General features: G+C 60.9%; 19 protein-coding genes and 1 pseudogene. 7 read left to right on the forward strand and 13 right to left on the reverse strand.

The window, feature by feature from the left end; genetic code table 11:
* The first annotated feature begins 202 nt into the window (after positions 1 to 202).
* Genes ACN9MO_RS24400 through ACN9MO_RS24415 form a run of 4 tightly spaced genes read left to right on the forward strand, consistent with a single transcriptional unit; the run spans position 203 to position 5,343 of the window.
* Positions 203 to 1,150, forward strand: a complete 948-nt coding sequence (locus ACN9MO_RS24400) for a hypothetical protein (protein WP_113133406.1) — start codon at positions 203 to 205, stop codon at positions 1,148 to 1,150.
* Positions 1,147 to 2,034, forward strand: coding sequence for a ThiF family adenylyltransferase (locus tag ACN9MO_RS24405; RefSeq protein WP_112994276.1), 888 nt, complete (start codon positions 1,147 to 1,149; stop codon positions 2,032 to 2,034). Before ACN9MO_RS24400 ends, ACN9MO_RS24405 begins: the two co-directional genes overlap by 4 nt.
* Positions 2,031 to 3,230 carry a hypothetical protein gene (locus ACN9MO_RS24410; protein WP_057255183.1) on the forward strand — a complete coding sequence of 400 codons (1,200 nt, stop codon included), beginning with the start codon at positions 2,031 to 2,033 and terminating at the stop codon, positions 3,228 to 3,230. The genes ACN9MO_RS24405 and ACN9MO_RS24410 overlap by 4 nt, the downstream gene beginning before the upstream one ends.
* Entirely contained in the window at positions 3,223 to 5,343 is a 2,121-nt protein-coding gene (locus ACN9MO_RS24415; RefSeq protein WP_425988114.1) for a GNAT family N-acetyltransferase, read from the forward strand. The genes ACN9MO_RS24410 and ACN9MO_RS24415 overlap by 8 nt, the downstream gene beginning before the upstream one ends.
* A gap of 20 nt (positions 5,344 to 5,363) precedes the next feature.
* On the opposite strand, the gene ACN9MO_RS24420 is transcribed toward ACN9MO_RS24415, so the two are convergent.
* The 3 genes from ACN9MO_RS24420 to ACN9MO_RS24430 form a co-directional block, all read right to left on the reverse strand.
* The gene (locus tag ACN9MO_RS24420; protein WP_112994279.1) at positions 5,364 to 8,762 is read right to left on the reverse strand and encodes an acyl-[ACP]--phospholipid O-acyltransferase; all 3,399 of its coding nucleotides are present in this window, start codon (positions 8,760 to 8,762) and stop codon (positions 5,364 to 5,366) included.
* A 92-nt stretch (positions 8,763 to 8,854) separates the two neighbouring features.
* Positions 8,855 to 9,133: a YiaA/YiaB family inner membrane protein gene (locus tag ACN9MO_RS24425; RefSeq protein WP_057255179.1), complete on the reverse strand. Its 279-nt coding sequence runs from the start codon at positions 9,131 to 9,133 to the stop codon at positions 8,855 to 8,857.
* A gap of 28 nt (positions 9,134 to 9,161) precedes the next feature.
* Entirely contained in the window at positions 9,162 to 9,848 is a 687-nt protein-coding gene (locus ACN9MO_RS24430; RefSeq protein WP_112994280.1) for a PspA/IM30 family protein, read from the reverse strand.
* Positions 9,849 to 9,948: 100 nt separating this feature from the next.
* Between ACN9MO_RS24430 and ACN9MO_RS24435 the strand changes: the two genes are divergently transcribed.
* A complete protein-coding gene (locus ACN9MO_RS24435) occupies positions 9,949 to 10,545 on the forward strand; it encodes a TetR/AcrR family transcriptional regulator (protein ID WP_057255533.1) in 597 nt (198 codons plus the stop codon).
* Positions 10,546 to 10,829: 284 nt separating this feature from the next.
* Here ACN9MO_RS24435 and dtd read toward each other — a convergent pair whose 3' ends face one another.
* Positions 10,830 to 11,273, reverse strand: a complete 444-nt coding sequence (dtd, locus tag ACN9MO_RS24440) for a D-aminoacyl-tRNA deacylase (RefSeq protein WP_057255177.1) — start codon at positions 11,271 to 11,273, stop codon at positions 10,830 to 10,832.
* 317 nt (positions 11,274 to 11,590) lie between these two features.
* Between dtd and ACN9MO_RS24445 the strand changes: the two are divergent.
* Positions 11,591 to 11,833: pseudogene (locus tag ACN9MO_RS24445) on the forward strand (hypothetical protein); the annotation flags it as partial.
* Between the two features lie 79 nt (positions 11,834 to 11,912).
* On the opposite strand, the gene ACN9MO_RS24450 reads toward ACN9MO_RS24445, so the two are convergent.
* The 6 genes from ACN9MO_RS24450 to ACN9MO_RS24475 all read right to left on the reverse strand — a co-directional run bounded on the left by ACN9MO_RS24450 (position 11,913) and on the right by ACN9MO_RS24475 (position 19,140).
* Positions 11,913 to 12,338: a DUF4168 domain-containing protein gene (locus ACN9MO_RS24450; protein ID WP_082616269.1), complete on the reverse strand. Its 426-nt coding sequence runs from the start codon at positions 12,336 to 12,338 to the stop codon at positions 11,913 to 11,915.
* Between the two features lie 997 nt (positions 12,339 to 13,335).
* On the reverse strand, positions 13,336 to 15,225 hold the full coding sequence (locus ACN9MO_RS24455) for a bifunctional sugar phosphate isomerase/epimerase/4-hydroxyphenylpyruvate dioxygenase family protein (RefSeq protein WP_113133405.1): 1,890 nt from the start codon (positions 15,223 to 15,225) through the stop codon (positions 13,336 to 13,338).
* 34 nt (positions 15,226 to 15,259) lie between these two features.
* Positions 15,260 to 16,120: a shikimate dehydrogenase gene (locus ACN9MO_RS24460; RefSeq protein ID WP_113133411.1), complete on the reverse strand. Its 861-nt coding sequence runs from the start codon at positions 16,118 to 16,120 to the stop codon at positions 15,260 to 15,262.
* 92 nt (positions 16,121 to 16,212) lie between these two features.
* A complete protein-coding gene (locus tag ACN9MO_RS24465; RefSeq protein ID WP_113133404.1) occupies positions 16,213 to 17,226 on the reverse strand; it encodes a TRAP transporter substrate-binding protein in 1,014 nt (337 codons plus the stop codon).
* Positions 17,227 to 17,285: 59 nt separating this feature from the next.
* Complete coding sequence (locus tag ACN9MO_RS24470) at positions 17,286 to 18,566, reverse strand: TRAP transporter large permease (protein ID WP_057255173.1); 1,281 nt, start codon at positions 18,564 to 18,566, stop codon at positions 17,286 to 17,288.
* Positions 18,567 to 18,576: 10 nt separating this feature from the next.
* Positions 18,577 to 19,140, reverse strand: a complete 564-nt coding sequence (locus ACN9MO_RS24475; protein ID WP_057255172.1) for a TRAP transporter small permease — start codon at positions 19,138 to 19,140, stop codon at positions 18,577 to 18,579.
* Positions 19,141 to 19,421: 281 nt separating this feature from the next.
* Between ACN9MO_RS24475 and ACN9MO_RS24480 the strand changes: the two genes are divergently transcribed.
* On the forward strand, positions 19,422 to 20,087 hold the full coding sequence (locus ACN9MO_RS24480; protein ID WP_057255171.1) for a TetR/AcrR family transcriptional regulator: 666 nt from the start codon (positions 19,422 to 19,424) through the stop codon (positions 20,085 to 20,087).
* 74 nt (positions 20,088 to 20,161) lie between these two features.
* Here ACN9MO_RS24480 and ACN9MO_RS24485 read toward each other — a convergent pair whose 3' ends face one another.
* From ACN9MO_RS24485 to ACN9MO_RS24495, 3 genes are read right to left on the reverse strand one after another with little or no spacing between them, the layout of a single operon-like run.
* Positions 20,162 to 21,235: a sn-glycerol-3-phosphate ABC transporter ATP-binding protein UgpC gene (locus ACN9MO_RS24485; RefSeq protein WP_113133403.1), complete on the reverse strand. Its 1,074-nt coding sequence runs from the start codon at positions 21,233 to 21,235 to the stop codon at positions 20,162 to 20,164.
* Positions 21,232 to 22,059: a carbohydrate ABC transporter permease gene (locus tag ACN9MO_RS24490; protein ID WP_057255169.1), complete on the reverse strand. Its 828-nt coding sequence runs from the start codon at positions 22,057 to 22,059 to the stop codon at positions 21,232 to 21,234. The genes ACN9MO_RS24485 and ACN9MO_RS24490 overlap by 4 nt, the downstream gene beginning before the upstream one ends.
* Complete coding sequence (locus tag ACN9MO_RS24495) at positions 22,056 to 22,958, reverse strand: carbohydrate ABC transporter permease (protein ID WP_113133402.1); 903 nt, start codon at positions 22,956 to 22,958, stop codon at positions 22,056 to 22,058. The genes ACN9MO_RS24490 and ACN9MO_RS24495 overlap by 4 nt, the downstream gene beginning before the upstream one ends.
* Positions 22,959 to 22,975 lie beyond the last annotated feature (17 nt).

Genomic DNA, 22,975 nt, shown 5'->3' on the forward strand with positions numbered 1-22,975 from the left:
GGCGCTTGTCTTATGACGATCTGCGCTTCTTGTGAGAAAAAGAGGCGTCGGCGAGGACAATCACGGCATCACTGCCTGACACCAAACCGTTGGCGCTTGCTCTCAGGCAAAAATTAAACCAAATGTTTGCTCTCTCCCGCGAAGATGCGACCCAAGCTTGCACAAACCTCCATTCTAGAATTCAAGCTGCCGGGCCGGGCCATTGTACAATCTGATATCGGTCGTGCTGAAGAAGCGCCTCGACCTCTCATTCAAGACTTCACCAGATTTCCGCGCGAGGATCGTGGAAGCTCCCGGGCTGTGGATGAGCGAGCGGGAAGTCGCCAGACTGCGGCACGATCTGCGAAAGGTCGCGCAGCGATCGGTTGCCGATGGAGAGCTGGACTACGGCGTCTTCTCCGAGCGTGAAGACGCCCTCGCCCGAACGATCGTGACGGTCGTCTATCGGGTTTCCGACGGCGAGCCGGTCGCCTTCAACGCCTTGCCGGTCATCCAGGTCTCTCTCTCGGGCAAACCCGTCGACGTTCTCCACCTGGGGCTGGTGATGATCGATCCCGCAGTTCGCAGCCAGGGGCTTTCCTGGGTGCTCTACGGTCTCACCTGCTTTCTTCTTTTCCTGCGCAACCAGCTTCGTCCGCTCTGGATTTCAAATGTCACCCAGGTGCCGGCCGTTGCCGGCATGGTGGCCGAGACCTTCAGTGGCGTCTTCCCTGCGCCCACGCGCGGCGCGCGCCGATCGTTGCATCAGCAACTGATCGCCACGGCGATCATGGGCTCCCATCGGCATGTCTTCGGCGTCGGTCCTGATGCCGGTTTCGACGCCGATCGCTTCGTGATCACCAACGCCTATACGGGCGGTTCCGACAACCTGAAAAAGACCTTCGAGGCGGCGCCGATGCACCGCAAGGCTGAGTACAACGATTTCTGCGCGGCCGAACTCGACTACGATCGCGGCGACGACCTGCTTCAAATCGGACAGCTCGACCTCAACGCGGCGCAGCGTTACCTCATGGAAAGCGTGCCGCGCAACGCGCTCGGTCGTCTTGCCGTCGCAAGTTTCGTCATCCTCGTCCAAAGGCTGGCTCTACCGGTCTTGCATTGGGCGGACAGCCGTCGGCAGTGGGGCATATTGAGGCCTTCAAACCAATGAGCAGCGTCTTCTCCTATGAGGCCTTCACCACGCGCAACATCGGCTTCGTCACGGAGGCGGAGCAACGACGCTTGAGACTGGCGACCGTCTTCGTCTGCGGAACCGGCGGTATGGGCGGCGCCTGCATCCAGGCGCTGGCGCGGGCCGGCATCGGTCGTCTCATCCTCGCCGATATCGACCGCTTCGAGCTGTCGAACCTCAATCGCCAGGTCTTCTGTTTTGCCGACACTATTGGCACCCCCAAGGCAGAAGCGACCCGAGACCTCTGCCTAAAGATCAATCCCGACTTGGACGTGACCGTCTTCGGCCCGGATTGGACCGATCATGCCGAGACGCTCATTGCCGACGCGGACGTCGTCATCAACGGGACGGACGATCTCGGCGCCAGCCTCCTGCTCTATCGCGTCTCGCGAAACCTCGGCCGGACGGTGATCGACGCCTATGCGTCTCCTTTGCCCTCCGTGTACGTGACGCGACCGCAAGATCCGATGCCGGAAGAGCGGCTCGGTTATCCGACTGCCGGAACCGCCTGGAACGCACTGACGGCCGACCAGCGGTCGGAAGCTTTCCTGCGCGAGGCGGAATACGTGATGGTCCATTCGTCGTCACGCCACCATGTCGATCTTTCGCTCGCCGGCGAAGTGATTGCCGGCACCCGAAGTCGCATGTCCTTCGCGCCAATGGTGATCTCCACCGGCACATTGATGGCCTACGAGGCGATCCACGTGGTCCTCGGCCGTCCACAGTCCGCCGATTGCCGCGGCTGGTTCTTCAACCTCCATGCCGGGCGCATCGAACGGCCCCGCAATGCAATCGTCGCTGCGCTGCTGCGTCCGCTGGTACGTCGCTACCTCAAGCGCCTTGCGGCTCCGGCAGCGCCATGAACACGCCGCTCGTTGCCGATAGTTTCGTTTCGCTGGCGGCGCTTGGCGGCCTCCTTGTGCTGATCGGCACCATCCGTAGCTTCGATACGGAAAGCCCGCTGAACCGCCGCTTCCTCTTTGGATTGCAGGTGCTGGCGGCATTGATGGCGAGCCGGGTGCTGGCCTGGTGGACGGACCTCTTCATCTTCAAAGCCGCAACGATCATAACTGCGGGCCTCGTTCCGCTCTCGACAGTTCTCCTCGCCGAGGGTCTGTTGCGCCGCCATGCACCGAGGACGACGAAATGGATCGCAGCCGGCGGCGCGGCCACCTTCTTCGCGCTCGCCTTCCTTCCGGCATCGATCGCCGAGCCCTGGCGTGTCGCGCTGCTGTTCGTCTATCAACTCGTCACCTTCGCTCTCGCCGGGCATATGACGGTAACGCGCGACCGGGCGAGCCTGTCAAAGGCGGAGAACCAGGCGGTTGACCGCATGGCCCTCTCGCTGCTTCTGATCCTGCCACTCCTCGTCACCGATTTCCGCTCGGCCTACATCGACCAGCCGGTGCGGCTCGGCGGGGTCGCGATCCTGTTCCTGTGCTGGCTGCTGATCAGCCTTGGCCAGCGCGCCGCGGGGCATCGTGACACGGTCGTTTCCTTCGCCATCCTGCTTTCGGTCGCTCTGCTCGCAGCCCTTGTCGTCGGCTTCGAAAACGGGCTCGAACCGGCAGCGCTGGTGCGAGCGGCCAGCGTCATCCTCAGCGCCGCCTTGCTTGGCGTGATCTGGAAAGACAGCCTAAGCCTTCGCACGGAGCAAAGGCGGCAGAGCCTGATCCGGCATCTGGCCGAGGACCGCATCGACGACACGCTCGGCTTCCTCAAGGAATTACAGAACCATCCGTTGGTGGATGGCGCACTTTTGCTTGGCGAGAATGAACTTTCAGACCTCGACTTGCCGGTGATCAAGGCGCTCTTTGCTGCCCGGCCGTTGATGCGCACTACCGAAACGGGCAGCCTTTCCCAATCGGATGCCGAGCAGCTTGCCTGGCTGCTCGAAAAATACGAGGCCACCCATGTCATGCTGGTGTCGAACCGGCCGTTCCGGCTCATTGCGCTCAACATGCCCTCCGTCACTGCCACGCCGGGTGCGGAGACAGAGTTGAAGGTCGTCCAGCGCATGGCCATGCTGATCTCCGAGAGGAACCCGCTCCATGATTGAGATCCGCGAGGGGGATATCGACGCCTTCTTCACTGCGCCCCTTCAGATCTACGGTGCACGCACGCCCTATGTCTCGCCGATGTTCAGCGACCTCAGGCGTTTCCTTTCAGCTGAAAAGAACCCTCTCTTCGATACGGCAGAAGACTTCGCCATCTTCACGGCCCATGAAGGCGGCGCCGTGCGCGGGCGCATAACAGCCCACGTGCACCGCGCATCGAACGCGAAGTTTGGCCTCGATCGCTGCTATTTCGGCTACTTCGACTGTGCCGACGACGAGCGCGTCGCGGCCGCCCTGTTGGAGCGGGCAGAGGATTGGGCGCGCGCGAAGGGCTTTGGGGAAATCCTCGGAAACTTCAACCTGACTGCCATGCAGCAAGTCGGCATCATGACCGGCGGTTTCGAGAACGCGCCCTATACGGATCAGATCTGGGGGCCACCGCATCTGCCCCGCCTGCTGGAACGCCGGGGATACGCCCCATGCTTCCCGATGACCACCTTCGAAATCGACGTCCGCACTGTGGCAGTCGACGGTCTGCTCGCCAGTGCGCAAATGCGCGCGCTTTTCGACGACGGCTTCCGTTTTTCACCGATCCGGCGGGCAACGCTCGAACGGAGATTGGAGGATTCCCGGCTGATCCTCAACGAGAGCTTCGCCGACAATCCGATGTTCGTGCCCGTCAGCCGTGCGGAATACGACTTTCAGGCAAAGGAGATGAAGTGGATCATGGATCCACGCATCTCGGCGGTCGCGGAGAAAGACGGCGCGCCAGCCGGTGCGGTGATTGCCATACCCGACGTCAATCCGATGCTGAAGGCGATGGGCTCGCGGCTCGGGTTGAGTGCGCCCTGGCATCTGCTCAAGCACCGCCTCAAGCGCCGCCGTGGCGTGATCATATTCCAGGGTGTGAAACCGGAGCATCAGGGGCGCGGCCTCAATCCGCTCCTTCTTGCCCATGTGCTCAAAGAAATGCGCCGCCGGCTACGAGACTGCCGGCGGCACCTGGATCGCGGACGTCAATGCGGCCAGCCTGAGGCAGGTGGAAAAAGCCGGCGCAAGGCCCCTGCATCGTCTGCATCTCTTCGGAAAGACATTATGAGCCGCATTGACACCGCCATGCTCGTCGATCTGGCGGCTGAGGCCAATCTCGCCCCCTCCGTCCACAATACCCAGCCGGCCCGCTGGATACTGGACGAAGACGGATGCATTCTGCTTGCTGCCGACCTCTCCCGGCACCTCGGCATCGGCGATCCGACCGGTCGCGATATGGGGCTCTCCTGTGGAGCGGCGCTCGAGGGCATGGTGATGGCGCTCGCCGCGCGCGGGATCGGTGTGGCCATCGAAGATCTCTGGGGCGATAACATTCTCGACTGGAGGCCCGACTACCGATTGGCCGCGCGGCTGACCCTTGCGCGCGCGGCGATGCCCACGGAGCTTGCCGGCTGGAGCACCAAGCGCTTCACATGGCGTGCCCGCTTCTTGCCCGCGGCGCCCGAACAGATCGAAAGGCTCGAGCACTGGGTGGCTGAGACGGCTGATGTAAAGCTCGCCAGCGGCCACGAGGATCTCGCCTTCATTGCCGCACTTAACGACCGCGCAAGTCTGTCGATCATGCGCGATAGATCGTTCCGCAATGAACTCGTGGCGTGGATGCGGTTTTCTCCAACCCATCCGGCCTATGCCTTCGATGGGCTCAATATTGCCGCGCTGCAGATGGGGCGGCTGGAAGGCGCACTGGCGGAGCATGTGCTCGCTTCACCACTTTTCGACATTGCCGATCGGCTGGGCCTCGGCAAAAGTCTCGTCGCCGAAGCGGGAAAGACGATAACCGCCGCGGCTTGCCTCCTGTTCCATCGGCCGGAAGACGAGAGCCCAATCGTCTCCGGACAAGCCTTCTATCGTTTCTGGCTGGGTTTCACGCGTCTCGGCTTCGCCGGTTGGCCGATGGCGGTGCTGGCTGATCTACCGTCCGCTGCAGAGGCGATGCGGCAGCGCTTCCCGTTGCCACCCGGCCACCGGCTGATCAATGTCCTGCGCGTGGGGCCGGCGCCGTCGACCGTTCCGAAGTATCGCCTTCCGGCCCATGCTCTCGTGCTGGACGGAAAGCCGGACTGAAGCCGGCTCCCTTTTCCATATCAGGCGGCGTCCTCGGTCCTTGCAGTCTCGGCGAGAAGCTTCTGAGCACTGACGAAGTCCACCTTTCCGGTTCCAAGCACAGGCACGGCTCCCACCCTCACATCCGAGGGAACCATCATGTCCATCGCCCCCTTTTCCTTGGCGAAGCGAAGGAATGCGGCGCGTGTCGCACCCGGAGCGTCAGTGAGCATGACCAGGCGCTCGCCTTTTTTGGCATCAGGCAGCGACGCGACAACCGTCAACTGACCCGGCCACAGCTCTCCCGCCAGCGCCTCCACAGCGCCAAGCGAAACCATCTCGCCGCCGATCTTGGCAAATCGTTTGGCCCGACCCCGGATGACGATGAAACCATCTTCATCGACAGTGACGATGTCGCCGGTGTCATGCCAGCCGTCCGGCGTCGGCTCGATTACGCCGGGCGCTTCTACGCGGAGATATCCGGCCATGACGTTGGCGCCGCGGATGAAAAGCCTTCCGCCCTCCACGACACCCGGCACGGCATCGAGCCTATACTCCATGCCCGGCATGATCTTGCCGACGCTACCGGCCTTGTTGAACATTGGCGTGTTCAGCGCAATCACTGGCGCCGCCTCGGTCACACCGTAGCCTTCGAGGATGCGGACGCCGAACTTCTCCATGTAGAGCGCACGGGTAGCCGCCCTGACCGGTTCGGCGCCGGCGAAGCAATAGCGGATCGACCGGAAGTCATAGGGATGAGCCGTCCGTGCATAACCGTTCAGGAAGGTGTCGGTCCCGAAGATGATCGTTGCGTTGGAGGCGTAGATCAGTTCCGGAATGATCCGGTAGTGCAACGGCGACGGATAGAAATAGACGGGGACGCCGGAGATGAGCGGCAGCACAGTACCAGCGGTGAGCCCGAAGGAATGGAACACCGGCAGGATGTTGAACACCTTGTCGCCCGAGTGGAAATCGATGCGGGACGCGGCTTGAGCCGCATTGGAGAGGATGTTGCGGTGTGTCAGCACCACGCCCTTCGGCGTTCCTTCCGAGCCGGAGGTATAGAGTATGACTGCCGGATCGTCGGCTGTGCGTCGAACAAGCGGACGTGCCTTCTGCAGGAGACCGCGCAGCTTGTCGGCAAGGCCGATCGTCTGGCGCAGATCATCGAGCCAGATAATTTCCACCGTCTTCGCCAACTCCTCGACGACGGGGCCAAGTTTCGCCTGGGTGACGAAGGCACGCGACGTCAGCACGTAGCGGACCTGCGCCGCCTTGCAGGCCGAAATGATGTTGGCCGCGCCCGCCGTGAAATTGAGCATTGCCGGCACCTTGCCGGCGGACATCACGCCGAGGATGGTTGCGACCGCACCGTTGGCGTTGGGCAAGAGAACGCCGAGCGCCTTCTCAGCCGGGAAGAGCGACTTGAACTTCGCGCCAATCACGGCCGCGCCCGTCAGCAGCTTGCCATACGACAGGGAACCGGTGACCGGGTCCTGCACAGCGAGCCGGTTGAATCCGCGCTCCTTGGCCGTCTTGATCACCTTTTCGAGCACGGTGGTGTTGGTATCCGTGGTGCGGAACATCAACATCGACATGACCTGGTAGAGAGCAGCACCCGCGGCCATGCGGCGCTTGCGACCTTTCAGCTCTTCCGGAACAGAGAGGCGAACGGGCTCTAGAATGGTGACCTTCACCTTCGGAAACAGGCGGCGGCGAACGTGCAAGGAACTGAGGCGCGAGAAGTAGCTCTTCTCCAGCCCGTCGATACGAACCGGTACGACCATGGAGCCGGTCTTGTCGGCCACCATCGCGGCGCCGTCATAGACCTTCATCAGCGCGCCGGTGACCGTGATGCGGCCCTCGGGGAAGATCACGAGCGGCTCACCATTGTTGACCGTCTTGATGAGCGTACGCGTTGCCATCGGCTTCGAAGGATCCAACGGCAGGAAGTTGCACATCTTCAGGAACGGTTTCACCCACCACGCCTTGGCGATAGTGTAGTCGACCGCGAAGGTCGGTTCCTCGTCCGTCAGCGCCAGGGCCAGTGCGCCATCGAGAAAGGAAACATGGTTGAGCGCGATGATCGGCGCACGCCCCGCCTTTTTCAGATTGTCGAGGCCCTCCACTTCCAGCCGAAGGAAGGCGCGGAAGAGGATGGATACGAAATCACGGAAAGCATTGGTCGGCAACGTGCGCAGCATGACCCAGGCCGCCACGGCATTGGCGAGCGCAAGGCCGGCGAAAAGTACCGCTGTCGACACGCCGGACGCCTGCAGGACGGCGACAAGGCCGCCGCCGGCGGTGATGAAGGCCGCGGACAATACATTCGACGCGCCGATGACACGCGATCGTTCGTCCTCTTGCGCCCAGGCCTGAAGGGCCGCAAGCGTGGGTACGGCCAGGAAGGCGCCGGCGATGGCCATGCCGGCCAGATCGATGGCGATGCGCAGAGTGTAGGGACCGGCGAAAAAGGCGGAGAGCGTCTCGGCCGCTGCGGCCGCACCGGCATGTCCGACGCACCAGGCGAGATCGAGGCCGAACAGCGCCATGATCAGGGTGCCGAGCGGTGCCGGCAGGAGCACGATACGTCCTGCGGACATCCAGGCAGCGATTGCCGAGCCAACGCCGATCGCCACGGCGAAGACGGCGAGATAGGCAGTGATCACAGTCTCGTCGCCGCCGAGATAGTTCTTCACCATGGGCGGCAGCAACGACAGTACGATCGCGCCCACCAGCCAGAACCACGCCGCCATCAGCGCGGTGCGCCAGAGCCGTTTGTCGCTGCGCAGTGAAGCGAGGAGCCGCCCCGTGGAACGGAGGACGTTGCGATCGACGACAAGGTCCGGCGCCTTGGCGCCCAGGCGAGGAATGTAGCGGCTGGAAAGCCAGCAGGCGAGCGCGAGGCCGAGCATCATGGGGCCAAACAGCCAGGGATCGACGCCATCGGCCGCGGCAAGCCCTGCGACGACTGTGCCGCCGAGGATGGCGATGAACGTCGCCCCCTCGATCCAGGCGTTCGCGCGCGGCAGTTCCTTGCGCTCCAGGTGGTCCGGCAGGATGCCGTATTTGACAGGCCCAAAGAGCGCGGAGATGGCACCGAACAGGAAGAGCGCAACCAGCAGAACGGCAATGGAGGAGAACGCAATACCGACGACCGCAACGGCTGCGGCAGCGAGCTCCCACCGCTTCAGCCTCTCGGCGACGACCGCCTTGTCGAACTTGTCGGCAAGTTGGCCGCCGAGTGCGGAAAAGAGCAGGAACGGCGCCATGAAGACGGCGCCGGCCAGCGTAACGAGCGATCCGGCATCATTTGCCGCCACGGTGGCGAGGATGAGGAAGACGAGCGTGTTCTTGAGGAAATTATCGTTGAACGCCGACAGGAACTGCGTCCAGAAGAGTGGCGCAAACCGCCGAGAAGTCATGAGATTGTTTTTCACGGAACGTCTCCCCTTTTTTTGAGCGTTCTAGATGAAAGTCGTTTCACTCTCGTTCACAGGTTGTGCTTTGTGGCGACAGGGCTAACGATGAATTAAACGTCGTCGGCCTTGATGCCGAGCAGCAGCTTCTCGGTCTTTGCATCATCGATCCTGCGGATGAGCTTTTCAGCTTCCAGATTGTCGCGCAGCGTCTTGGTGACGTTTACCGCCGTCTGCAGGAGCATCAGGATGCCCATGGCGAGATAGCCCTTTCCCCAGAGATCGATCGGCATCATGTAAAGGCCGATCACCACCATGAAGGCGGCCACGCCGAAGCTCACATAGGAGAAGGAGGTCCAGGCCGGGGAGTGTTTCATCAGACTGTCGTTCATCGTCGTTTACCTTTGAGAGATAGTGGGTTCAAAGAGTAGGGTTTGCCTTGGCACGCAGACGCTCGAGCACGTCTTCAGCGCTCGTTACGAGCGGGCGGCCGCAACCGGCAGCGGCCAGTTTCTCTGCAAGCGCGGTCGGATCAGGCCGGTCTTCCAGCTCAACTAGCGCCTCGGCCGTCAACTCAGCCTCGCGCTGGCGCGTTTCGAGCCGCGCAAGTGTTGCCTCGGCATCGCTGAGCGTAGCCAGATCGTTGCCAGGCACGTCTCGGGAAAGGCGCCGCGTCCGGTCACGTGCCTCGGCCAGGCGCTCGCCGCGGCGCAGCGCAGCCAGGCGCGTTTCGCTCTGCCGCACCGCTTGCCTCAACCGATCTATTCCATCTGTAAATTCCGCCTGAACCTGACGTGCGTTCTGCAGTTCGGTTTCCAGCCGAGCAATCGAGGCTGCAGCCTCGGTTGCCAGATCCTCTCGCCCCTTTTCAAGGGCTGCGATAGCGCGCGCTTCGAGATCATCGATGCGGGCAGAGAGCCTCTCGGCATTTTCTTTTTCCAGGCGATTTTGCGCGATCGCCAGAGCGACCGCCCGACGTGCGCTTTCGACGCCGCGCGCGGCATCACGGATCTGCTGCGCAAGTATCGGTAGCGCATGCCGATCGCCGAAGGCCTCCTCCGCCTCGTGGGCGCGACCTCGTATCAGCGTTGCGATTTGTTTGAACATTTCCTCACCTCCATGTATGAACAATGTTCAATAATCTTTTGTCACAAAGATGAACGATGTTCAAGTTAAAAATGAACAACGTTCAAAAATGAGGTTACCGGTGGTCGGAAAGCGTCAAACGAAGAAGGAAGACCTGAAGGCAAGGCTGATAGTCGCCTGCACGGAGCTCATTCGCGAACAAGGGCTGAAGAACCTGCGCGCGCGGGATATCGCCGAACGCGCCGGCGCGGCGCTCGGTGGTCTTTACACGGTCTTCGATGATCTCGACGGGCTGATTCTCCACGTCAACTCGGGGACGCTGAAACAGTTGGAGAACACCCTCAACACCGCGATTTCGCCATCAGCGGCCATTGAGGAGACTTTCCTCAGCCTGTCTCTGGCATACCTGCGCTTCGCGCTAGCAGAGCGAAACCTGTGGTCCGCCCTTTTCGAACATAGGATGCCGGAGGGCGTCTCCGTTCCGGAGTGGCACCTTGCCGAACACGCTTTCCTGATCGGGCTCATCGCAGCACCACTCGCGCGACATATGCCTGATGCTTCTCGCCAAGACGTGGCAATTCGTGCCCGGACGTTCTTCGCGGCCGTTCATGGCGTGATCTCTCTCAGCCTTGAAGGACGGTTCGTCGGCATAACGCCCGAAGTGCTCGAACGTGAGATTACAGTGCTCGCAGGAATTCTCGCCAGGAGCCGGAGCTGACGTACTCGGCGCCAGCTTGGCAGTTCCGTTCGATAGATGACGCGACCTTTTCAGCACAGACCTTGTGGAAGGGATCGCGCCGTCGGCCGTGCGGGTCGACGCAAACAAAGGGCACCGACGCTCGTAGTAATTCAACTCAAAGCCCGGCACCTCCGATCGCATGTCGATGCTATTCAACCTGGGCTCTGACCCGGCCCGACAGTCATTCATCCAGGCGATCCGATCGCGAGTATAGGTGATCATCGCCTCAAGCTCGTTCCGCTTAATATGCGACCCTGAAGCGGTTAGCCGGACGTCGTGTCCAGCCAGATCGTAACTGGACCGTCGTTGGCCAATTCCACCCGCATGTCCGCACCGAAGACGCCATTCGCAACGGCAACGCCAAGGGCCGAGAAATTGGCAGAGAAAGTCTCATATAGGCGTTTGCCCTCCTCCGGCGGCGCTGCCGTAGAAAAGCCCGGCCGGTTTCCTTTCGTCTCGGCGGCCAATGTGAACTGGCTGACGATGAGAGCTGAGCCGCCGACATCGACAAGCGAACGGTTCATGCGATCCGCATCGTCCCTGAAGATGCGCAGGTTGACAATCTTGCGCGCCAGCCATTCGCTTTCCTTTTCAGAGTCACCCTTCATCGCACAAACGAAGACCAACAGACCATTGCCGATTTCCCCCGTCACCGTTTCGTCGACGGTGACACGCGCAGATGAAACGCGCTGGATAAGTGCTCTCATGGCAACGATTCTCCCTATGGCTTCCCGCTCTTATCGGCTCCGAGGCGATGGCGATCAAGCTCTACTCAGAACCGCGCGCCGACGGTCAGGAGATCGTCGCTGAAATCGTAGTGGAAAGCATGGAGGGCTGGCCATGCGCGATCCGCCTGCCCGAGCGACCGTTCCAGACGATACATTATGCGATCGTTGAAGCACCCTTCCTGTCGCGCGGGCGATGCCGCGGAAGCAAGAGAACTGGGTTCCTCGTGAACTTGTGGCAGGGGGTGACGTGGAAACACATCCCCTCTTCGAGGATGGCGTGGTGATCGCGGCGCATCGAACTCGGGATCGACAAGAAGCTGATCCCGATGTGCGGCGGCACCGATGGCGCGGTGCTCTCGGCCCGCGGCATTCCGACGCCCAACGTCTTCACCGGCGCCTACAACTTCCACACGCGTTTCGCGTTTCTGCCGGTGCAGGCATTCGAAAGGTCGCTGGAAGTGGCCGCCAAAATTTGGCAAGTGGCCGCTAGTAGCCGACAGTTCCACGGGGCCTGCCAGCAAGCCTCCTTGCGTATTTAGCACTCGGGAGCGGAAGCCCGCAAAATGAGTTCGCGGGCCGCACGCAAGTGTCCGGCAATCCGATTGCTGCCGAGGCCACCTACTGCTGTGCCGGAGCGGTCTTTTGAAGTTCTGCCTGAACCTTCTTGGCGACTGCCGGATCGCTCTGTGCCGCTGTAAGAATTGCCGAATATTCTTCGACCGAAATGGCCGGCGATGCTTTGACGGCTTCGACCATTTTCTTGCTGCCTTCGGTCTCCAGCTTCTTTTTCGCCGCCTCGTCCGATGTTGCTTCTATCTTTGCGGAATATTCCTGCCTGACCTTGTCGACCTGAAGATAGGCAACAGCAAAGGCTTCGATCTTTTGTTCGCTGATGGCGGCGTCCGTACCCTTGTTGTCGGCCTGGCCCTGCGTCGGCTGCGTCTCTTGCGCCTGAGCAATTTCAAAGGCAGATGCTGGACTGAAGATCATGAAACTGAAGATTGCAGCCGTCAGAGATGAAATTGGCGTGTAACGAGTGATCATATTCATTCCTCTATGATGTTCATGACGTAATCGGCAGCGATAGGGCCTTTCGATCGTCACTCACGTCGGCTGGATACCGAACGCGTCAGTGACGATGAAACGCTGGGAAGGGCTTGGTGCGGCGGTACCGGGGCAATTTGCTGACCATTGAACGGCAGCTTTATGGCTCACCCACGACGCCGGTTCTGTCGAGCCCTATGTTCTTCCCCGCCCTCGAACCCCTTTTGGCGTGTCGGGGCTGCGCCGGGCGAAGGGCGGCAGATCAGCTAGCCTTCGGCGCACGACGGCGCGCCGTCACGGTTGAGTGGCATCCTCGCCATTCGGGTTTGGCGCCGGCGCCTCTCTCGTGTCCCGAGGCGGATGTATCCGTTCTTCGGACTTCGGCGTCGAGTCCTGGGGCTCGGGACGGCGGACGGGCCGTGGTTTGGGATCGCCCTTCTTGGGCGGAGGAACAATTTTCTCAGTCATAAACTCGTTGCTCGCGCTTTCCACTGCAAAACCGGTCGACATAAGTAAAGTTCCCCTCGGATCGAACATCTGACGGCCGCTGAGGCGTACGACTAATTATGGAACTTCCGTATCTATCGGAAACATCCCGAAATTGCCTGTGAAGGTATGAACGGCGAAAAAACGGAAGGGAATTGGACGCAGCCCTTGCGGCCTTCGCCTATACTGACGGCCCATGGATGATCTCGACATCCACGTGGAGTCGATCGCCGCCCGTCTACTCCTGGCTGTCCAAACGCGGCAAAGACCCGCTCAGCATAAAGGCCGAAGAGGTTCGCTACTTCTGACAACCTAGCCCCCAGCTTGATTATGTGGGCGCCGAGAGAGCGTTCGGCGCCCATTCCATCGACGCCGGACCCCTCGGTCGCGAAGGAAAGAGCATCAATAGCAAGTGCGTGCGTGACGCTGGGTCGTCTAGGACGCCTCAACGATCGGAATGAGCACTTGCCTGAGCCGTGCCAGTTACCGACGCAAAGCTGACGTTGGAAGATCAGTTTTTAGGCACACCCTCTGGCCTCAGGTATTTTTTCAGCGCCGCAATGCGAAAGATTGCATTGGCGGCTCCGTATCCGCGATACCCGCGCCGCTCGATGATTTCAAAGAAGAATCCTTCGCCGTAGGTCGGACTGTAGAGCTGGAAATATTCACCGTTCTCGTCCCGGTCATAAAGGATGTTCTCGGCCCTCAGCCGCTCGACAAGTTCCGCGTCGAGCCCGAAGCGCGCCTCGACGTCATCGTAGTAGTTCGGCGAGATCGGCAGCGCCTTGAAGCCGTTTGCACGCAGCGCCTCAGCCGTTGCGAAGATGTCGCAGGTGGCAAAGGCAATATGCTGCACACCGGAGCCGAAGGTCTCGGCGATGAAGTGGCCCGCAAGCGTGTTGCGGTTCTCCGCGCCGTTCAACGTCACGCGCAGCGTCCCGGCATCATTCTCAACGACCTGGCTGCGAACAATGCCGGCCGGATCGACGATGTCGATCATCGGCGTCTTTCGCACATCGAGCAGCGATGTGTAGAACAGCAGCCAGGTCAGCATCTCCTCATATTTGACGGTCTGGGCAATGTGATCGATGGTCGTCAGGCCAGCTGGTATCGCCGCTCCCTTGTCCGGCACCGGATCGAACTCAATCTCCCAGATCCTGGCGAGGTCGGATCGCTCGTCGAGGAAGTAGATGATCCCGCCGCCAACACCGTGGATCGCCGGAACCAGCAATTCTCCTGGGCCGACTGGCTGTTCGAAGGGTTCAGCGCCAAGCGCCCGGGCTCGCTCAGCAGTCGCTTTGGCATCGTCGACCACGAGGCCGAACGCATAGGCGGACGTGCCGTGAACCAGATAGGAAGCGTTGGCGAAGCCTTCCCGCTCGGTGTTGATCACCAGATTGATGGAGCCTTGGCGGTAGACCACCACCTGCTTGGTCCGGTGCTGCGCCGCTTTCCTGAAGCCGATGGTGACGAGCAGCGCTTCGAGCTCGCCCGCCTCGTCCTCCGAGGCGCTGAACTCCACGAAGGCCACTCCCTTGACGTCGACGCGCGGGGGCATCTCAGGAACCGACAGGCGGACGTCCGGCTCGGCGCGCTTCACCTGGTCCCCGAGATAGATCAGCGAGCGGTAGCCGTCGACCGCGATGGCATTGGCGTTACCGCCGCGAAACTGGTCGTTGAAGATTTCAAGCGACAGATATCCATCATAGCCGGTCGCCGCCACCGCGCGGGTAAAGTCGGTCACCGGCAGGTCGCCCTCGCCCGGCATATTGCGAAAGTGCCGGCTCCAATAGAGCAGATCCATGTCGATCAGCGGAGCATCCGCAAGCTGGACGATGAAGATTTTCTCCTTCGGGATCGAGCGGATCGAATTGATCTCGATCTTGCGCGACAGGGTATGAAAGCTGTCGAGGATCAGGCCTATGCTCGGGTGATCGGCGCGCCGGACGATCTCCCAGGCATCGCGATGGTCGCTGATATGGCGCCCCCAGGCGAGCGCCTCGTAACCGACGCGCAAGTTCCGCTTCGCCGCCCGCTCGCCGAGTTCGCAAAAGTCGGCGGCTGCCCTGTCGATGCCAGCCACTGCCGCCGGCGACACGTTCGAGCAGACGAGCACCAAGTCGGTGCCCAACTCCTGCATCAGGTCGAACTTGCGCTCGGCCCTGTCGAAAGTCCGGGCTCTGAGTGGCTCCGGCATACCCTCGAAATCACGGAACGGCTGGAACAGACTGATCTCCAGGCCAAAGTCGCGCACCATTCGGCCGACCTCGCGCGGGCTTTCGTCGAAGGCAAGGAAGTCGTTCTCGAATATTTCGACACCGGCAAAGCCCGCCTTGGCGATGGCGCGCAGCTTGTCCTTGAGATCGCCGCTCAGCGAAACCGTTGCTATCGAGGTCTTCATGTTTCTGTCCTTGCTGGAACTTCCGGCGTCAGTGTCAGCCGGTCATGGCCTTGAAATGGTTGAGCATCCGCGCTGCGTCCGGCTCGAGCCCGGTAAACAGTCGAAAAGCGCCGACCGCCTGGAAGACGGCCATTCCTCCCCCATCGAGCGTGCGGCAGCCGCGCCGTCTCGCCTCCTTGAGCAGCGCCGTTTCGAGCGGGAAGTAGACGATCTCGGCGACCCAGTGGCGCGGATCGAGAAGGTCACCGTCGAGCGGCAGCCCCGGATAGTTCGCCATCCCTGTCGGCGTGGCGTGAATCAACCCCGACGCCGACCGCATTGCAGCCGCAAGGTCCGTGCCGGCTGAGATATCCGCCTCGGGGAACAGGGCGGTCAGCATCTCGGCAAGCGACTGTGCCCGCTCCGGCTCGCGGTCGAAAACCGCTAGACGTTTCAGGCCGAGCGAAAGTGCGGCATAGGCCGTTGCAACGCCGGCGCCGCCTGCTCCAAGCTGCACAGCGAAGGAAAGGTCGGCATCCGGCAGCCCCCGCCTGAAACCTTCGGCAAAACCCCACCAGTCGGTATTGTGGCCATGTCGCCGCCCTCCCTTGAGCACGACAGTATTGACGGCGCCAAGCCGCTGCGCGTCAGGTGCGAGATCGTCAAGATGCGCAATGACCGCCTGCTTGCATGGATGGGTGATATTGACGCCGGCAAATCCCTGCCGTTCAGCATCGGCAAGCAGACGCGGCAGGTCGTTTTCCGTCGCGTCGATTTCGCGAAGATCGATCAGTTCGTACACATAGCGGAGCCCTTGAGCCGCGCCTTCGGCCATGTGCATCGCTGGGGTCAGCGACGCTTGAATGCCTGCGCCGATCAGACCGGCCTTCAAGGGTCTTACAAGCGTTTCGGTCATGATTTGCGTTTCCATCCTCAAAGCCCGCAAGTACGGGCAGCCAGCTTCCGGCCCGCCGTGACTTGCGGGCGGGCCGAAGACTTCGCACCCTGTTACTGGCCCCGTGCGGCACCAATCTCCTTGAACAGCGCCTGAACCGTCTCAGCGCCAATCTCGGCACTGAACTTCTCGATCACCGGCTTGACGGCATCACGCAGCTTCTGCGTTTCCTCCGGACTGAATTCGCTGACTTCCATGCCGGTCTTGCGAATTTCCTCGAGAGCTGCGGCGTCCGCGTCGCGTGACACCTTGCGCTGGTAGTCGCGCGCTTCGGTCGCGGCCGCCTCAAGGACGGCCTTTTCCTCGTCATTCAGCCCATCCCAGAACTTCTTACTGACGAGCACGATCTGCGGATTGTATTGGTGACGGGTCAGCGTCATGTACTTCTGCACTTCGTAGAACTTGGCGTTCATGATGTTTGCGGCCGGGTTCTCCTGCCCGTCGACCGTCCCTGTCTCGAGCGCGGTATAGAGTTCCGTGTAGGGCAGCGGCACGGCATTGGCGCCGAGCGTGTTGAAGAGTTCGATCGGGATGGGCGACTGGATCGTGCGGATCTTCAGACCCTTGATGTCCTCGAGCTTCGTCACCGGATGGCGATTGTTGGTGAGATTGCGAAAGCCGAGTTCCCAATAGCCGAGACCGATAAGGCCGGTATCGGGCAGAAGCTTGAGGAGACTGTCGCCGAAAGCACCGTCCATGACCTTGTCCGCCTCCGCACCACTGTCGAAGAGGAAGGGAAGGTCGACGGCGCCGAACTGCTTGACGTTGTTGGCGAGGATGCCGGCGTTCAGCACCGTCATCTCGATGACGCCGCCCTGCAGGGCCGAGACAGTCTGGACGTCGCCGCCGAGCGTGCCGCCCGGGAAGAGCTTTACCTCGATCTTGCCGCCGCTCTTGTCCTTCACGAGTTCGGCAAACTTCTCCATGCCGGTCACCTGCGGGTGACCCTTGTTGTTGGCCGAAGCGAACTTGATCGTCTGATCGCGGATCTCGGCAAGCGTCGGTCCTGCCGTCAGCAAAGCGAGCGGCAGAGCAAGGCCCAAGGCCAGTTTCGTCAATTTCAACATGTTCTCCTCCCAGATTTGGCCGGTAGTTCCGCCGGCCGTGTTGAAGCTTGAAGTTTCGGTCAGTGCCCGAACCAGGTAACCGGAACGGTCACCAGCGCGGGGAACAGGACAAGCAGGAACAGGACGATCAACTCGGCGACCAGGAAGGGCAGCACGCCCTTCATAAGGTCTTCCATCGACAGTTTCGAGACGCCACAGATGACGTTCAGAACCGTGCCGACGGGCGGCGTGATCAGACCGATCGAGTTGTTGATGATGAACAGGACACCGAAGTAGACCGGATCGATTCCCGCCTGCTTGATGATGGGCATCAGCACCGGCGTCATCACGAGGATGGTCGGCGTCATGTCCATCGCAGTGCCGACGAGCACGATCAGGACCATGATTGCAATCAAGAGAAGCGTCTGGTTGTCCATCAGCGGCTCGATCAGCGAGGCAAGCGCACCGGGGACGTCGGCCACCGTGATCAGCCAGGCGGAGACCGCGGCACAAGCGACCAGGAACATGACGACGGAGGTGATTTTTGCCGCCGACACGAAGACGTGAAAGAGCTGTGCTGGCGGCAGTTCGCGATAGACGACCATGGCGACGAAAAGCGAGTAGACGGCAGCAACAACGCCGGCCTCGGTTGGTGTAAAGACCCCGAACTTCAGGCCGACGATGATGATCACCGGCAGCATCAGCGCCCAGATGCTGTCGACGAGCGCCTTGAGCCGCACGGTGCCGCTCTGCCTTGGCGGCAACTCGAACTGCTCCTTGCGGGCAACGATCAGCCAGGTGATGCAAAGGGCCGCAGCGATCATCAGCCCCGGGAAGATGCCGGCGAGAAAAAGCTTGGTGATCGAGACGCCACCAACGACGCCATAGAGGATGAAGCCGATCGACGGCGGTATGATCGGTCCGATCACCGAGGCGGAGGCGAGCAGCCCGCCAGCGCGCGCTGCGTCATGACCGCTCTTCAGCATCATCGGCAGGAGTAGCGCTCCGAGGGCAGCCGCGTCCGCGACGGCCGAGCCAGAGAGGCTTGAAAGAATACAGGCGGCGAAGATCGCCACAAAGCCGAGACCACCACGAATATGGCCGACCATCGCCAGCGCCAGCGCGACGATGCGCCTGGAAAGCCCGCCTGTGTTCATGACTTCGCCTGCGAGCAGGAAGAAGGGCACGGCCATCAGCGGAAAACTGTCAGCACCATTCAAGACGTTCTGCGCCACGATTTGTGCGTCGAAAAGACCGAGGTAAAGCATCAGCGCCACACCGCTGAGGATGAGTGCAAAGGCGATCGGCACACCGAGCGCCATGGGTCCAAGGAGTGCACCGAGGAAGATCGTAACGGTCATGGCCAGCTCCTCAGCGTTTCGCGGAAACGGGATCGAGCACCGGCTCGGGAAGATCGTCGAGGGCCAACTCGTCCTCGCTCTCGCGCACGAGTTCGGCCGTTGTCACGTCGATGCGGCCGGTGGCGATCGCCAACGCGTCGGCAAGTAGGATCAGGAAGGCAGGAATGCCGAAGGCGAGACCGGCGCCGTAGAAGAAGCCCATCGAAAGCCCGGTCGCCGGTGCACCGACGTGGAGATTGATCAGCGTCTGCGCCCAACTGCCGCTGATCATCAGCCAGGTCGCATAAAGCATCAGCGCATGGCCCAGGAGCACAGCAATCTTTGCCGCGACGGGTGGCAGACGTTTGATGACCGTATCAACGCCGAGATGACCGTGTTCGCGCATGGCGACGACGGCGCCAAGGAATGTCAGCCAGACGAAGAAGATGCGTGACAGCTCTTCGGAAACGGTAATCCCCTGATTGAAGGCATAACGCAGAACGACATTGCCGAAGACGAGGACAACCATGCCGGCGAGCAGCACGGCAATCGCCACCTTCAGCGCGAAGAAATAGAAATCGATGATGCGGGTCATGCGCTCCTCCCAAAGCAGAGTGCCGTCTTTGCGCCCGAGCGTTGTATCGGCTTCGGGATGCGCATCAGGGGCACGGGGCGACCACGCCCTCCTCCAGGCGTAATCGCTCATAACAAAATGTACGAACTAGTACGTATGTCAAGAGGAGTCTCTTGAAAGACCCCTGCAACCTCAATATGACTTTCAATGGAGGCGAGATGACGAGTCCCTGTGGCCCGCCCGTTTCGAATTGGTTTTATTGAGAAAATTTCGGTTAACGCCGGAGGAGTGACGACGAAAGAATGGCGGGGCGGGCTGAGGCAAGTCGGAAGAACGATCCGGAACGGACCAAGGAAGACATCCTTGTCGTCGCCACGGAGGAGTTCTCGACGCATGGTCTGGCTGGCGCGCGGGTCGATGCCATCGCGGAGCGGACCCGCACCTCCAAACGCATGATCTACTATTATTTCGGAGGCAAGGAGGGACTTTACCTCTCCGTGCTGGAGCGCGCCTATCGCAAGATCCGCACACTTGAGGAGGATTTGAAGCTTGCAAGCCTTGCGCCGGAAGAGGCGCTGCGCACCCTCATCTCCAGTACGTTCGACCACGACGAGGCCAATCCCGATTTCGTGCGATTGGTCAGCATCGAAAACATCCACCACGCCGCACATATGCTGCGTTCGGAAGCGATCCGCGATCTGAATGTCTCGGTCATCGAGACGATTGCCGGCATTCTGGAGCGCGGTATCGCTGAAGGCGTATTCAAGCGAAAGGCCGACCCGATCGACGTGCACATGCTGATCAGTGCCTTCTGCTTCTTCCGGGTCTCCAACCGCTATACGTTCGGCACGATCTTTCGCCGTGACCTCTCAGAGCCACATACGATCGGCAGGCATCGGACCATGATCGCCGACGCCGTTGTTAGCTATCTCAAAGAAGCGGACGGGAATGCGCTGGTGCGTCCCTGAGCCACTGGCAAGGGCCAGCCGGAAAGTCGCATATCGAAGCAACGCACGCGCTATAGGGCGGTCAGTATCTGCCCTCAGTCCGGCAAACGCCGTTCGGTATCTGCGTCGAAAAGATGAATGCTGGCGGGTGCAAAGTTCAGTCCGACCCGATCGCCGGCTTGCGCCTGCGATCGCCCGTTGAAGACTACCGAAAGCTCAGGCGTCGTTGCCATGGTCAAGAAGCATGTCGCCCCGGTCGATTCGACCAGCGCCACCTGTACCGAGACAACGCCCTCATCCGCCGGGACAAGCTCGATGTTCTCCGGGCGCAAGCCAACGACCAAGGCCCGCCCCGGCTGCACGGCGCGTTCGAGAGAGACCGTTTGCTTCATACCGAGATCGAGAATGATCGACCGGCCATCCGGACCGCCGACTGCTGGCAGAAAATTCATGGCCGGAGATCCGATGAACCCGGCCACAAACTTGTTGTCCGGCCGGTCATAGAGCTCAAGCGGGCTGCCCTGTTGTTCGATGACGCCATCGCGCATGATGACGACATGGTCCGCCATCGTCATTGCCTCGACCTGGTCGTGGGTGACATAGACCGAAGTGGCACCCAAACGGTCGTGCAACGCGCGGATTTCCTTGCGCATATGAACGCGAAGCGCTGCATCAAGATTGGAAAGCGGTTCGTCGAACAGAAACGCCTTGGGATGGCGGATGATCGCCCGGCTCATCGCCACCCGCTGGCGCTGACCGCCGGAAAGCTCACGCGGATAGCGTCCGAGCAGGTTCGTAAGCCCGGTCACTGCAGCGACTTCATTGGCCGCCTTCTTGCGGTCAGCCTTGGCAACGCCCTTGATCCGCAGGCTGTAGGTGAGGTTCTCCTCGACCGTCATGTGCGGATAGAGCGCATAGGATTGGAAAACCATCGCCACGTCACGCTTGCGCGGCGGCATCGCATTCATGACCTCGCCGGCGATTTTCAGGGTGCCGGACGATATGCTCTCCAGGCCGGCCAGCGACCGCAGCAGTGTCGACTTCCCGCAACCGGAAGGGCCGACAAGCGCCGTGAAGCTGCCTTTGCGGATCGAGAGCTCGATGTCCTTCAATGCATGATAGGCACCATAATACTTGTTGACGTTGGTCAGTTCGATCTGGGCGGTCATTTGAGCGCTCCCGAGGTAAGGCCAGAGACGATGCGGCGTTGCAGGAGGACGAAGATGGCGAGGATTGGCGTCACGTAGATCGCCGCATAGGCCATGATATTGTTCCATTCGTTGGTGTTCGGTCCCATGAAGGAATTCAGTCCGACACTTGCCGGCTGCAGCTCCACCGCCTGGATCATCGACTTCGAATAGACGAACTCTCCGAACGCCTGCATGAAGATCAGGATGGCGCTGACAAGGATGCCGTTTCGTGCCAGCGGCAGGACGATGTTGAAGAAGGCGCCAACCCTCGAGTTGCCGTCAACGAGGGCGGCTTCCTCCAATTCCTGCGGCACGCTCATGAAGGTCGCGCGCACCAGAACCACGAAGAACGGCATGCTTTTCGCCGCGATCGCAAGGATCACCGCAAGGCGGGGATAATTGAGCAGCCCGATCTGAGAGAAACCCACGAAGATCGGCGTGACCATCAGTGAGGCCGGAAGCACCTGCAACATGAGAATGAGGAAGAGCCCGATATCGACCCAAATGTTACGATAGCGCGCCAGCACATAGGCGCAGCCGACACCGAGTACGGTGATGACACTGACCGCTCCGCAAGCGATGACCAGAGAATTCCAGATGTACCGGCCCATGTTGCGGCCTTGCCAGACGTTGCCGAAGATCTGCCATTGGGGATCGGTCGGCCAGAAGGTCGGCGGAGTGGCAAACATCTCCGATCCCGATTTGATCGTGGTTATGTACATCCAGTAGAGGGGAAACAGATAAATGCCGGCGAGGATGATCGCGATTGCGAGCAGCAGACGGTCGCGGGTTTGATGGCTCATCCGCGCACCTCGTGCCGTGTGGAGCGCACGTAGACGACTGAGGCGATCATCACGAAGACGATCATGATCACCGAAATCGTCGCGCCCTTGGCGAAATCGTACTGTCGGAACGACAAATCCCAGGCCCAGTATTGTGTGACGTTCGAAGCATTGTTCGGTCCTCCCGAGGTGATGGCGGCGAAAAGATCGAATTGCTGCAGCGTGAAGATCAGACCGAGCGCGATGATGGCCCCGATGGACGAGCGCATCATCGGCAAGGTGATCGTCCAGAAGCGCTGCCAGACATTGGCGCCGTCCAGTTCGGATGCCTCATAAAGATCCCGTGGGATCGACGACAGGCCAACGGACAGAAGGATCATGTTGAAAGATGTGCCGAGCCAGATATTTGCGATGATGACGGCCCAGAGCGAAAAGCCGGGGTCCGAGCGCCAGAAGATATTGCCGTCGATGAGGCCGGTTTCACGCAGGATAAAGTTGAGCACGCCAAAGTCGCCCGAGAGGATCCAGTTCCAGATCGCACCGACCACAAGACCGGGCATCACCCAGGACACTAGGAACAGACCCCGCAGCCACGAGGCGCCCGGAAAATTCGTCCAGAAGAACAATGCCAGGCCAAAACCTACAAGAAACTGACCCGCGATCGAGGCGACGACGAAGGTCGCGGTATTGACCAGGATCGGCCACGTTTCCGGCTGAGCGAACAGATTACGGTAGTTCTTGAGGCCGACGAAAGGGCGCCAGAAGCTCCCGAGGCTGAACATGTCGACCTCCTGGAGGCTCATGGCGATATTGTAGAGTAGCGGAAGACCGGAGAGCGTGAGCAGGAACGCGAGCGGCAGGCCGACAAGGCCGATATCGAAGCCGCGACCATCGATCATGCTGGATAGAAAGCGTTTCATGAGCTCCTCCGCCGCCA

This window comes from Ensifer sp. R-19 (assembly GCF_049905105.1).
Taxonomy (GTDB): domain Bacteria; phylum Pseudomonadota; class Alphaproteobacteria; order Rhizobiales; family Rhizobiaceae; genus Ensifer.

What these genes read in the sequence shown, in the direction of transcription:
- ACN9MO_RS24490 (WP_057255169.1), bottom strand. Translation starts at nt 22,059, where the DNA reads ATGAGCCATCAAACCCGCGACCGTCTGCTGCTCGCAATCGCGATCATC.
- ACN9MO_RS24415 (WP_425988114.1), top strand. Translation starts at nt 3,223, where the DNA reads ATGATTGAGATCCGCGAGGGGGATATCGACGCCTTCTTCACTGCGCCC.
- dtd (WP_057255177.1), bottom strand. Translation starts at nt 11,273, where the DNA reads ATGAGAGCACTTATCCAGCGCGTTTCATCTGCGCGTGTCACCGTCGAC.
- ACN9MO_RS24410 (WP_057255183.1), top strand. Translation starts at nt 2,031, where the DNA reads ATGAACACGCCGCTCGTTGCCGATAGTTTCGTTTCGCTGGCGGCGCTT.
- ACN9MO_RS24470 (WP_057255173.1), bottom strand. Translation starts at nt 18,566, where the DNA reads ATGACCGTTACGATCTTCCTCGGTGCACTCCTTGGACCCATGGCGCTC.
- ACN9MO_RS24425 (WP_057255179.1), bottom strand. Translation starts at nt 9,133, where the DNA reads ATGAACGACAGTCTGATGAAACACTCCCCGGCCTGGACCTCCTTCTCC.
- ACN9MO_RS24450 (WP_082616269.1), bottom strand. Translation starts at nt 12,338, where the DNA reads ATGATCACTCGTTACACGCCAATTTCATCTCTGACGGCTGCAATCTTC.
- ACN9MO_RS24495 (WP_113133402.1), bottom strand. Translation starts at nt 22,958, where the DNA reads ATGAAACGCTTTCTATCCAGCATGATCGATGGTCGCGGCTTCGATATC.
- ACN9MO_RS24460 (WP_113133411.1), bottom strand. Translation starts at nt 16,120, where the DNA reads ATGACCGAAACGCTTGTAAGACCCTTGAAGGCCGGTCTGATCGGCGCA.
- ACN9MO_RS24405 (WP_112994276.1), top strand. Translation starts at nt 1,147, where the DNA reads ATGAGCAGCGTCTTCTCCTATGAGGCCTTCACCACGCGCAACATCGGC.
- ACN9MO_RS24455 (WP_113133405.1), bottom strand. Translation starts at nt 15,225, where the DNA reads ATGAAGACCTCGATAGCAACGGTTTCGCTGAGCGGCGATCTCAAGGAC.
- ACN9MO_RS24485 (WP_113133403.1), bottom strand. Translation starts at nt 21,235, where the DNA reads ATGACCGCCCAGATCGAACTGACCAACGTCAACAAGTATTATGGTGCC.
- ACN9MO_RS24465 (WP_113133404.1), bottom strand. Translation starts at nt 17,226, where the DNA reads ATGTTGAAATTGACGAAACTGGCCTTGGGCCTTGCTCTGCCGCTCGCT.
- ACN9MO_RS24430 (WP_112994280.1), bottom strand. Translation starts at nt 9,848, where the DNA reads ATGTTCAAACAAATCGCAACGCTGATACGAGGTCGCGCCCACGAGGCG.
- ACN9MO_RS24475 (WP_057255172.1), bottom strand. Translation starts at nt 19,140, where the DNA reads ATGACCCGCATCATCGATTTCTATTTCTTCGCGCTGAAGGTGGCGATT.
- ACN9MO_RS24480 (WP_057255171.1), top strand. Translation starts at nt 19,422, where the DNA reads ATGGCGGGGCGGGCTGAGGCAAGTCGGAAGAACGATCCGGAACGGACC.